Source organism: Vibrio sonorensis (assembly GCF_001854765.1).
Taxonomy (GTDB): Bacteria; Pseudomonadota; Gammaproteobacteria; order Enterobacterales; family Vibrionaceae; genus Vibrio; species Vibrio sonorensis.
On sequence record NZ_LJJE01000103.1, the window covers coordinates 1 to 11807 of the forward strand.

The window sequence follows — 11807 nt, forward strand, 5'->3', positions numbered from 1 at the left end:
GGAGTCTGGATGGTAGTATTTACCAAACTCTTCGACGATATAGGCATGAATATCAGCGCCAGTTAACCTGCCCCCGGATGAATCCTCTGCTCGATTCTTTATGTATAGGCTTAATTGCTCACGTTGTTGAGGGTTAAGAAAGGCAGGCCGACCTGTTCTTGGTTTTTCTTGCAGCCCTTCAAGTCCTTCCTCAAGGAACGTTTGTACCCATCTGGTCACACTGGTTCTACTGACTTTAAGGAACTTGGCGATTTGGGTGCGAGAGTGACCATCTTCATCTGGATAGATTTTTGTTGGCTAGCGAGCTTTTTAAAGTCAATGTTATCGAGGCTGTCCATAGCATCCGTTTTCACAAGAAAGTAACAGCCTCAATTAGATCATATTTTTACTTAGATTGGTATAACTACTAGCTTACATTCATCTCTTTAACTGCTTCGATCACTGAGTAACCTTGGTCAACGACTAGCTGGGCCGTTTCAAGTTTAAATTCTGGACTGAAAGTTCTTCACGTGCGCTTTGTCATAAATCCACCTGTTGTGAACGTGGTACATTCTAACTTGTTAAATCAGGTGGCAAAATTCACTATGCCACTACATTTAAGTTAGGCTTTTTATAAGAAGTCTGTCAAACGAGTCATTTCTATCTTTACTGTCAGCTTCCAAAGCTTTTTTTATCATAGCGCTCGTCGGGGCGTAAGAAGGAGAAAGAACACATGGCAAACTCACTGACTCGATGTTTATTCCGTTATACAACGTAGAATATGCCACATTGGTATGTGCCATTAGATTTTTAGGAAAGAGAGTCTGTTTATCTGATAGTTTCTTTGTCATCTCGTACGCCAACGTATAGGCTCTCATTGCTGTTGGGGATGCAATGGCAAAATGATCCGTCATGCTGAAGCCTATGTTGGGAAACAAGTACCTAGTGTAGCTTTCGCAGTAGAGTATGTTGTCCATGTGACTAGACCTATATACTTCATTCCAATCTAATTTTTTATCGCTTGTAAACTCTAAGTCTGGGCGTATTCTAATTATTAAGTCGAATGTTAAATCCAAGCTGTCGCACGCTTCTTGACATTTGGATATTTTGTAGTACATTTTTTCCGCATTTGTCATTCCAACAAATGGCTTTACGCTGTCATCTTCAATTGTAACTTGTGTTGACTGGTATGCTTTGGACAAATTCTCATATGTCACATTAGTTTCGTTGGCTCCCCAAAGGCTAAAGAAGTTTGAGTAACGAGAATACATTTTTTCGGCGCCAAGTTTGTTCCATACTTCGCGATAAGCTTTTTGAAAGTTTTCTGGTAAAGATCTCTCATCCTTTGGAGGAATTGGGACCGTTACACCAGTACCCTTCCAAACGTGTACAATAGTCGTGACATTGTGTCCTTCTAATCCAAGATTCTTCCAGGACTTTAAGGCTTTTTTCCAGCCTCGTAATTGGCCTGATACACATATTGCGATGTTCAACTTCTTTGATGTCGAAAGAGAACCACTGGAACACCTGTTGTGACTATTTTCTCTTATCATATTTATATCATTTTCATAGGGATGGTGAGTTTTGTTGTGTAAGTTGGAATATTCAATTTCAATCAACTTATTGATACTCGTTCTATCACAAATGCTTGCTAAGATAATTGTATGGTAAAGCTGCTTTGCGTCAAATTTATACCTATTTTTAAGTAATGATCTTATATAATTCTTTACTATGTAGTTTGATGAAATTGTATCTTTTATCGCATCATCCCAAATACTATTGTAAGCACTTGTAACAAGTATAAATGATCAATGCTCTTTGATTTTGAATTTGAAGAAATAGCGTTCGATAAGGTGTTTTCTTTCTTTTGGAGCGAGTAAGCCAAAAGTTAATGCAGCTGTAGAAGCACACATGGAGAAATCTGAAATTCTTTTGGTATAAATTTTTTTATAACGTTTTTTTAAATTATTGAGTATTTCTAGGTATACTTCCCTATTGTATTCATGATGATGAAATAGAATATTGCTTAAAACAGGGACGCTTCCAGGGACGAGGGAATCATCTGGTTGGAAGAATAATTCATCGAGTAAGAAGTTAGATATCGATTCATTTGAATATGAAGTTGATAAGAATTCACCAGATATTTGATAAAATTCAAAGCTAGGGATAGAACCTAATAGTTTTTTCCATTCCCTCAGATATTTAAGTGCCATATCTTCTTCATTTATTTTTAAGCACGACCTAACAAGTAACGCATATATATTGTTGTCTTTGTCTACGAGAGCACTGAGCTCAGTTATAACCGAATGGTAAGAACCTAAAGAGAATTGCTTTTGAACCTTAGAGAGTAACGCATCTGAAACTTCAACCACCTCTACTGGTAAAGCTCTAGGTGGCTCATTTGTTACAAAAAATTTAGACATAGCCTTAAGACTATATAAGCGATTCTTTAACTTTCTAATAATTTCATTTGTCATACTATTCTCTGATCTATTATGTGTACCTGAGTGATTTCAGTGTTTTTAAAGATTGCATATTTAGTTGAAAACATTTCGGAAAAAATACCTAAAATAGCTAATAGCGTATCTTAAGGAAAGCTTGTTAAGCATCTTTCTATTATCGTAAGCAGCATCGTGTACTGCAGATATAGATGGTAAATAAATGACATTTATTCCTTTACGTTTAGCTCTCAAGCAAATATCGACATCTTCGTAATACATAAAATATGATTCATCAAATCCGTGGAGAGTTTCATAATTCGACGTTTGAAACAACAAGAATGAACCAGCAGCCCAATCTACAGCAGTAGGTTGAAATATGGTAGCTTTGTCATAAATATCTTGTCTTTTAATTTTGAATAAACCTTTGAAGGGATTCATAGGTGATGGGAACTTTCTTATGGACTCATCGTATATCTTTTTATTCTTATCTAGGTACAGGTTGATTGTCAGAATAGAAGATGGGTATGTATGCGATATTTGTTGTAGTTGAGCTATTGAGTCCAAGTTAATGGTTACGTCGGGGTTCATGACTAGAAAATGGTCTTTATTAGACATTCCTAGTTTATTTTTTGCATAGTTGAATACTTCGTTGTTATTGGCCCCGAACCCTTTTTTTTCGTTTGTTGTAACTAAATGTATGCCAGATTTTTTACAATAATCAACTAGAATACCTTTTGGATTGGTATTAGACTTTATTATTACTTGGTTTGTTTTTGCTATTTTTTTTAATTCATTGTTTTTTGTAATTATATCGTCATGGTTATGGTTAACTATTGAAATGAATAATGTCATAAATTAAATTTACCCTTAGGTTTATAACCAATAGGAGAGTTCAAGAGTATATTTCTTACGGATTTTACGTCAAATTCATGACAACTATCATCTAGGTGATGCAGGATTGTCTCCATCTCATGCCAGTCTATTTTTATCTCTTGCGCTGCCAGGATTTTTTCGTGACCAGACCCTTGAATGTTGTCTCCAATTAGCAACTCCTCGTACAGCTTTTCTCCGGGCCGTAATCCCGTAAATTTAATATCTATATCCCCATCCCCGTACTTTGATTCAATATTTTCAGTTAGTCCCATCAAGTGAATCATCCGTTTAGCGAGGTCTAGAATTTTTATAGGCTCTCCCATGTCAAGGACAAAAACTTGACCGTTATGACACATGGCACTAGCTTGTATCACTAGCTGAGCTGCCTCTGGTATTAGCATAAAATACCGAGTGATATCTGGGTGTGTTACCGTTACCGGCCCTCCGGAGCGAATCTGCTTTTTAAATAATGGTACAACGGAGCCTGATGAACCTAAAACGTTACCAAACCGAACCATAGTAAATGTGGTCATCGAATTTGTATCTGCTAAAGATTGTAGAACAAGTTCAGCCATTCGCTTACTTGCCCCCATGATGTTCGTTGGACGTACCGCTTTGTCTGTTGAGACTAAAGTAAAATTAGATACCCCTGAACTTATAGCAGCATTTGCACATGCCAAAGTACCGAATACATTGTTACGGATCCCCTCAATTACATTATCCTCTACGATAGGTACGTGTTTGTATGCCGCCGCATGATAAACCGTGTCTACAGAGTGCGCTTTCATTAATTTTACTAGTCGATTTTGGTTTTGTACCGAACCAAGGGCAGTAACAATAGTTGTTTTTATATTTAAGTTTGCTTTTATAGATGTTAGTTCTTGATCGATGGTGTACAGGTTATACTCGTTTAGTTCGAACAAGACTATTGTTTTAGGCTTTTGTGTAATTATTTGCCGGCACAGCTCCGATCCTATAGAGCCACCGGCTCCAGTGATCATAATATTCTTTCCGGTAATATTTTTGGACAATAGCTCTTTGTCTGGTTCGATGGGAGCCCTTCCCAATAGATCAGCAACTTCAAGATCTTTAACTTCTGTAGGGGAAGCTCTACCAGCAGCAATGTCTTCGACTGAAGGGACTGACTGAACTTCTATTGGCCAATGTGATAATTTTTCTACGAGTCTAAGCCGTTTTCCTTTGTTTATATTGTTTATTGCAAGTAAAAGTTTTACGGGTTGGTATAAAGATTGAAGCTGCTCAAACTCATTAGCGTGATGCACACGTATACCAAACAGTATTTGACCAGACTTTGAAACGTCATCGTCCAATATTGCTACCGGGTGGTATTCATCACCTTGGATTAAGGCATAAGCTAGGTCACGGCCTGTTGCTCCAGCGCCGTATATGAAAACATTTGGTTTTTGACGTTTATAATATTGATAGTAAATGATCCGCAGTAATATCCTTGGTCCCCCAAGGGTTAGGATCGCTAATCCTGCATAAATAAATGGTACACTTCTTGGGATGAAGGAGTGAAAGAAAAAACCACTAAGAGCGAGGGTTAAAGAAGAGAAAAAAACACCTAAAAATATGTGTCCAACAGCTGGAAGCATCATATATCGCAGTACGGCTCGATACATACCTAATCTTATGAAGCAGTAAATTGTAACAAGTAGAGTTGCAAATAAACTAGCTAGTTCGTCCAGTCCAACGGTAAAGGTTGGGTCTCCTATTCGTAATGCTATTGCTAGATAAAGTGATACTATTACAGCTAGCATATCGTAACTTATGCTAATTAGGCGCTTTTTTTTTTCGGTTCGTATTTAGGAGAAGCCTGATCGGGGTAAACATGTTTTCGAGCTACCAATGAATGTTATATTGTCGTCGCCCTTATTCTAAAAATCTTTAATGTTATTGGCTAGTAGAAAGGTGTATGATTTCGTCAAAAAATGCACTAACAAATTTAGGCCACTTTAGGTACCAGTTTTGCAAATATTAGTAACAGGCTGTAATGGCTTTGTTGGATCTCGGTTAACTGTTGTTGCTAAGCAGCGGGGTTATTGTCTCACTAAAGCCCAAAGAAACTCGGGAAGTGTTGTTGATGAGAGTGTATTTAGTATCTCTTCAATTGACAAAAACACTAACTGGAAACCTGCTTTAGTGGATATTGATTGTGTTGTTCATTGTGCCGCTCGCGTTCATCAAATGGGAGAAGAACGAGAAGACTCACTTTCTCTGTACCGAGAAGTCAATACGGAAGGCTCGTTAAACTTGGCGCGCCAAGCGGCAGAAATGGGTGTGAAACGATTTGTTTTTATAAGCTCTATTAAGGTTAATGGGGAATTTTCTGATAGTGGCCGCCCTTTTACATCGGAAGATGTTTCAACGACAGATGATCCATATGGGTTGAGTAAGTATGAAGCAGAACAGGGCTTGCAAATAATTGCTCAAGGTACAGGTTTGGAGGTAGTGATTATACGCCCTCCTTTAGTATATGGACCTAATGTTAAAGCCAATTTTTTAACTATGATGAAGTGGGTAGAGAAAGGAATACCTCTACCATTAGGTTCTATTGATAACAGAAGAAGTTTACTGTTCCTCGATAACCTCATCGATTTTATTCTAACTACGAGTAAACATCCGGCGGCTGTAGGCAAAACGTTTTTGTTGTCAGATGGAGAAGATGTTTCAACAGCTTCGTTGATTCAAGAAATCGCAAAAGTGATGGGCAAAAGAGCCCATCTGTTTCCCATACCTGTAAAGTTGATCCAGTGGGGAGCAAACTTGTTGGGTAAACCCAAAGTCGCGCAACGAATATGTAGTAATTTACAAATTGACTCATCTGAAGCCCGAGAAACATTAGGGTGGGTACCTCCGTTTACCTTGCAAGAAGGGATTCGTGCGACAGTAGAACATTACTTAAGCAATAAATAATAACTAACTTAAATAGGTATTGGTTTGATTCGTGTTTTAGATTTTATTTTCGCCTTAGTGGGCTTGCTTTTTTTGTGGCCAGTATTTTTGATCATATGCTTGGTAGGTTATTTTGATACCGGATCACCAATATTTTTTCAAAAACGAGTCGGAAGACACCAGCGCCCTTTCATCTTAATTAAATTTAGAACTATGCCAGTTGAGACTGCATCAGTGGCGACTCACTTAGTGGGTGCAAGCTCCGTGACAAAGTTAGGTTCATTTTTGCGCAAAACTAAGCTCGATGAGTTGCCACAATTAATTAATGTACTTAAAGGTGAGATGAGCCTTGTTGGTCCACGCCCTTGTCTTTTTAACCAAAACGAGCTGATTGAAGCGCGACAAGAAAAATCAGTCTTTGATGTGAGACCAGGTATTACTGGTTTAGCACAAATTAATGAGATCGATATGTCCACGCCAGAACTGCTAGCTGAGTGGGACGAAAAAATGATTCTTACTCTCTCACTTAAAAACTATTTTGTTTACATAGTTCAAACTGTTGTTGGTAAAGGCTCAGGGGACCGAGTATAAGGTGAAATTAGACAACGCCAAGTGGTTTGTGAAGCAAGTCCTATCAATGGGCTTTCTTCGTATTTTTGGCATGTTCTTCTCTCTTCTTGTACAAATTGTTCTTTATCGAATTTACCCAGCAGAGATGATGGGCCAATATTTAGTCGCTTTAGGGATTGCTGTCTTCTTAGCTCAGATCTCAACATTAGGTGCTTCTAAACTTATCATCAAAAAGATAGCAGCTAGTAACGCGATGACATTAAGCAGTTCATATTTAATGATGTCGATGATGTTGGTGAGCTTGGGCTGTTCAATAAGCTATTTTGCATACTCGGTTCTTGTTGGCGCTTTTCAGCTACCGCAGATCTTGCCGATTTATGGCTTGTTCTCAATGTCGCTTTACTTTGTGTTTGTTGCCGTCTTTTATGGAGAGGGGGCATCGGGTTTAGCGGTCTTTTTCCAATACATTATCCAGCCTTTTGTATTCTTGTGCCTCTCACTTTATGGTTTTACGTCCTTTACGCTGATTGAGCTTTTTGCAATAAGTAGTGCTTTTTGCTCGATGCTGGCATTTTTATACCTTGTTAAAAAAGGGTACAGATTGCGAACGGCATTGCCAAAAGGATCACTGAAGCAATTTGTAGAGGAATGTTCCACGTATTTTGGGGTTATGTTCGCAGGGCTAGTAGCAACGCATTTACTATTGCCATTGGGGGCCATTTGGCTCAGTGATGAAAGTGTCGCTTTAACGGGAATAATAGTTCGAGTGTGTAATGTACTCTTCTTTACGGTTACCAGTGTACGGCTACTTTTGTTGCCTAGAATGGTAAAAAGCTATGCTAAGCGAGATAGAAAACAGCTAAAAGAGTTGTGCCAGTTAGGGATGACTTTTCCGCTGCTCGTATGGACGCTAAGTGTAACGTTCATCATTTTTTTCGGTGGGCAAATATTGACGGTTTTTGGAGAGCAATATTCTCATGGTCATAATGCGTTAATTTTTGGGGTATTCGCTTTACTACCAGCCTTTGCCTTTGGTTGGTGTGAGAATTTACTGATTGCACAAAACATCGAAAACAAGGTTTTACTCGCATCTTTTGCTAGCATGATATTTTCATTTGTTGGTGTCATTGTTTTCACAAACCAATATCAGATTGTTGGTTTTTTAGCTTTTATATTAGGGGCTAAATCTGTTTACGCTATATTGACGTGGATATTTTCTCGTCGCCTTCAACAGTAAGAGCAACTGTAAGGAGAGCTAGCAATGAAATTAATGCGTTGGGTTACTCACTAACAAGTTCTCTCAAAACATATTTATAGTAAGCAGTTACAAGTTTTTTATCCCACCCTTTATAAAAAGCATCGCCATATGTCGTTACTTCTTTGTCCAACAGCAAACACTGCAATCCTCCGGTTGAGTTTATGGTGTAGACCTTTTCGCAATGCGCCGCAACCTCGAACAGTGAACCCTTGTTGGAAACAATAATGTTATGCTCTTTACTAAATTCAATGAGTTCAGTTATTGCAGATAGCTTTTTTTCACCGGGATGCAGTCGTAAAACAAGATGAGAATGGGGTTTGTCGATATCATTCAACGCGTTGATTAGCGCCTGCTTGGTATTAACCTTAGACTGGAGTACGGTCTGTGAGTCTTGTGACACTTGACCGATAAACAAGGAATATCGCTCTGGTAAGGGAGTAGCTTGGAAGCGCTCAATCAATTTTCTGCACTTTTGAATCTCAAATGCTGTTTTAATTTGAGCCAGTGGAGAAGCTTGCGGGGCGGCGGTATTTAATACATAGAACCCGAGTAAATTGATCACCTGCTCAACAGATTTACTCAATATGGAAGTGTCAACATGTGGAGGACGATAGTGATTTAAAAGGTTCACGAGCCCCGACATATCCTCTTGAGTTATGGTGTGCGAAGACGAAAGAGAGCGGACTTTTTTATCATGATCGGCATCGGCGTTGACACCTTTATAGCTGGATTGATACTTATTGGGGAAATTAGCGATTTCAAAATAACGAGTAGAGTTATAAAGCTGGGCTAACTCCATGGCGGAGAACTGGAAGCCGGAAAATACCCATAAAGTCGCTCGTTTCAGTTCATCGTTTGAATGGGCCAAGTGAAGGCCATATTGAATGGTTTTTCCAGACTTAATTTCTTCAATACTCACTCGTGTTGATAAGCGGGGTTGGTTACTTCGATTTAGCAGAAGGTGTTGTCCAGGGAAACGGTTGAATTTTGCTTTCAGCCAAGTAAAAAGGCTTGAGTGATACACTAAACTGGGAGTGATTTTCTCTTGAGCACAAACTTGCTGAAAAAAACGCAACCTTACCGCATTATCTATGAGTATATGAACTGAGTGTGGCTGGCAAGCGGTATCCATCAAAAAGCGCCTTTACCCGTTACAACAACAACTATAGTGCGACATAAAATCTGGAAATCCAAGGCTAAACCACAGTGTTTTAAATAAAACAGGTCATAGGCCAGCTTTTCTTTGCTGCTTGAAATACTATCCGTATAACCTAAATTGACTTGTGCCCAACCAGTAAGCCCCGGTTTTACGATATGACGATAAGAGTAAAATGGAATATCTCTACTGAAGGTTTCTACAAGTAACGCTTGTTCTGGCCTTGGACCAATGATTGACATCTCACCCTTTAGTACATTCCAAAATTGAGGTATTTCATCTAGCCGACTTCTTCGCAATAGTTTTCCAAGCTTAGAAATTCGTTGACTTTGATGTGTGGCAAATGGACTAGAACCTAATGGAGCAGAGTCACGCATTGTTTTAAACTTATAAATAGTGAAGCGTTTATTTTTATGGCCAACTCTTTCTTGTGTGTAGAAAACTTCGCCTCTGTCCACGACCTTGATTATCGCAGCGATTAAGAAAAGAGTAGGCACTAATACTGGAAGAGCGCAAAGGATGATGATTCGTTCAACCGTCGCCTTAAATTTCGCATACAAGGAGTTGGATTCTAAAGTGCCTAAAGCGTTTTCAGAGAGATGGGTAGTAGAGAGTTTACCCGTCAAATGTTCATGCAGTGAACTTAAGTCGATCACTGGGATATTAGACAATACACATTCAGCCAAAAAACGCTGTTGTTTGTCAGTGAGTGGTGCGTGAAGGTCAACAATTACCCCAGCATTAACTTCCTTGAGGTTAGGTTCACACTCGAAATATTTGAACACTATATTTGGATGGTTTGCGTAGTTTAGGTTTTTAATATTGCCTAGAACATGGAAGATAATGGGAGTTTTTTTGGCTTGCCAGTAGTGATATCCGGAGAACCATAATGCAGAGCAAATGCACCCAAAAAGTAATATAGGGCGGGAGTAGTCTAATCGAAAAAGCAAGATGAAAAAAAATGTTATGCCATACGAGAAGAGTAAGACTTTTATGCTTCTGCTGATTTGATGGTTATAAAAATCAAAATAGGAAGATGAGTAGAAGGCAATAGAGCTAGTGATAAAAGTAAAGCAAGTGATCAGCATGCTGATCAATGTAGTGTGGGGAAAAGACGGGTGGTAGGTATTCGTCCACCAAGCCTGTATTGAGACTATAAAAAGAAATACAAGCCAATGAGGTAAAGTGCGGGCACCCATTTTAGTGATCTCATGCTTCATTTTACAATCATATCGATACTTGACGACCTACAAAATCTGCTTCAAAACCCTATCCGCTTTAACTCGAGTAATCTTGCGCATCAGTTTCTGAACGGCGTCAGGGTAGTGCTCTTCTTTCTCAAGTTGCTTATAGGTACAAATCAACTGCGTATGTTGGAGGATGTTTTCTCGTTCTTGTTCAAACTGCTCAGTCAAATGCGCATAATGATCCTGAATAAGAATGGCGTTTTCCAAATCGAGCTTCCAAGCCCTAGGGTTTAAGTTGTTACCAGTGAGAAGCATGTAGCGCTTATCAACCCAAACCCCTTTCAAATGAAAGCTATTGTCATCGTGCTTCCAAAGGTGGATGGATAAGTTACGTGCTGCGATATGCGCCTCATTTGCTTTGGCAAATTGCCTTAAATTACGCTCATATAAATAGGGTAACCCGCCAATGGTTTTAAATTCTTCTTCAGGAGAAATATAAAAGTCATTCGCTGTTTTATCACCCACAACGATGCTCACTTTAACCCCACGTTTAATTGCTCGTTTAACTTCTTTTGCCACGCTACGCGGAAAGTTAAAATACGGAGTGCAGATAAACACTTCGTCCTGTGCCATTGCAATCAACTGATTAATTGATTGGTTGAGGCGATTGCGTTTTTTACCCACTCCAACTAAAGGTGTTACCGCAACGTGAGTTGCAGGGATAGGCTGCGAATAAAACTGATAGCTAGATTTCGCAAGAGAGGCTCTTAGCTGACGGATGTCAGATTTAATCTCTTTGGTCGAAGGTTTTTGAGCACAAGTAAGATCATTGACAGCGGGATGAGCAATAATTTCTTGATCCACAAAGTTGACCATGGTTTGTGCTAGCTGCGCGTTATGTATAACGTGGTAGCGGTCAAAGCGATACCTGTCATTAAAATGAAGGTAAATATTGTTAAGGCTTGCACCACTATAGATAACAGTGTCATCGACAACAAAGCCCTTCAGGTGAAGAACGCCAAATACTTCTCTGCCTCGAACAGGGACGCCGTATACAGGAATGCAGTGTTGATACTTTTTTGCAAACTTGGTGTATAGCGCTGCATTGGTTTCACTGGCCTGCGCACCAATCAATCCTCGTTGCGCACGATGCCAGTCAACACAAACGTGTATTTCTAACCCAGGGTTGCGCTGTTTGGCTTCGTACAGTTCCGTCAGTACTTCTCGCCCAGCCTCATCATCCTCTAAATAAAGGGCAACAAGGTAAATTCTCTTAGTGGCTTCACGGATCGCCTGAATCAGCCTTCCACGAAAATCGCTGGCTGAAAAAAGGGTTTCAAATTGATTGGGATCCTGAGCCAGAGTAGGGAGGTGCTCAAATAGATTCCTATTTGTCATCATTGTTGACGGCTTACCTTAACAGTTCG

The 11807-nt window shown here is 39.3% G+C and carries 10 protein-coding genes and 2 pseudogenes; 3 read left to right on the forward strand and 9 right to left on the reverse strand.

The window, feature by feature from the left end:
- The 6 genes and pseudogenes from BLO31_RS18835 to BLO31_RS18855 all read right to left on the reverse strand — a co-directional run.
- The coding region (locus BLO31_RS18835; protein ID WP_425425310.1) for a helix-turn-helix domain-containing protein at nt 1-288 on the reverse strand (288 nt) is incomplete at its 3' end.
- A gap of 124 nt (nt 289-412) precedes the next feature.
- Nucleotides 413-523 (reverse strand): annotated as a pseudogene (locus BLO31_RS25300) (transposase); the annotation flags it as partial.
- A 73-nt stretch (nt 524-596) separates the two neighbouring features.
- Nucleotides 597-1598 (reverse strand): hypothetical protein, encoded by a 1002-nt coding sequence (locus tag BLO31_RS18840; protein ID WP_139159068.1) that lies wholly within the window; start codon nt 1596-1598, stop codon nt 597-599.
- Between the two features lie 189 nt (nt 1599-1787).
- Nucleotides 1788-2456 (reverse strand): hypothetical protein, encoded by a 669-nt coding sequence (locus BLO31_RS18845; protein WP_070970453.1) that lies wholly within the window; start codon nt 2454-2456, stop codon nt 1788-1790.
- 60 nt (nt 2457-2516) lie between these two features.
- Nucleotides 2517-3272, reverse strand: coding sequence for a glycosyltransferase family protein (locus tag BLO31_RS18850; RefSeq protein WP_070970455.1), 756 nt, complete (start codon nt 3270-3272; stop codon nt 2517-2519).
- A pseudogene (locus BLO31_RS18855) lies at nt 3269-5147 on the reverse strand (polysaccharide biosynthesis protein). Before BLO31_RS18855 ends, BLO31_RS18850 begins: the two are co-directional and overlap by 4 nt.
- A 135-nt stretch (nt 5148-5282) precedes the next feature.
- On the opposite strand from BLO31_RS18855, the gene BLO31_RS18860 reads away from it, so the two are divergent.
- The 3 genes from BLO31_RS18860 to BLO31_RS18870 are packed head-to-tail and all read left to right on the forward strand — an operon-like array spanning nt 5283 to nt 8016.
- Entirely contained in the window at nt 5283-6230 is a 948-nt protein-coding gene (locus tag BLO31_RS18860; RefSeq protein ID WP_070970458.1) for a UDP-glucose 4-epimerase family protein, read from the forward strand.
- Nucleotides 6231-6254: 24 nt separating this feature from the next.
- Nucleotides 6255-6800 carry a sugar transferase gene (locus BLO31_RS18865; RefSeq protein WP_070970461.1) on the forward strand — a complete coding sequence of 182 codons (546 nt, stop codon included), beginning with the start codon at nt 6255-6257 and terminating at the stop codon, nt 6798-6800.
- A gap of 1 nt (nt 6801) precedes the next feature.
- Nucleotides 6802-8016 (forward strand): lipopolysaccharide biosynthesis protein, encoded by a 1215-nt coding sequence (locus BLO31_RS18870; protein WP_070970463.1) that lies wholly within the window; start codon nt 6802-6804, stop codon nt 8014-8016.
- A gap of 43 nt (nt 8017-8059) precedes the next feature.
- On the opposite strand, the gene BLO31_RS18875 is transcribed toward BLO31_RS18870, so the two are convergent.
- The 3 genes from BLO31_RS18875 to pssA all read right to left on the reverse strand — a co-directional run bounded on the left by BLO31_RS18875 (nt 8060) and on the right by pssA (nt 11781).
- Nucleotides 8060-8956, reverse strand: coding sequence for a capsular polysaccharide export protein, LipB/KpsS family (locus BLO31_RS18875; RefSeq protein ID WP_245688524.1), 897 nt, complete (start codon nt 8954-8956; stop codon nt 8060-8062).
- A gap of 212 nt (nt 8957-9168) precedes the next feature.
- On the reverse strand, nt 9169-9978 hold the full coding sequence (locus BLO31_RS18880) for a sugar transferase (RefSeq protein ID WP_175443256.1): 810 nt from the start codon (nt 9976-9978) through the stop codon (nt 9169-9171).
- A gap of 462 nt (nt 9979-10440) precedes the next feature.
- The gene (pssA, locus tag BLO31_RS18885; RefSeq protein WP_070970470.1) at nt 10441-11781 is read right to left on the reverse strand and encodes a CDP-diacylglycerol--serine O-phosphatidyltransferase; all 1341 of its coding nucleotides are present in this window, start codon (nt 11779-11781) and stop codon (nt 10441-10443) included.
- Nucleotides 11782-11807: the final 26 nt, after the last annotated feature.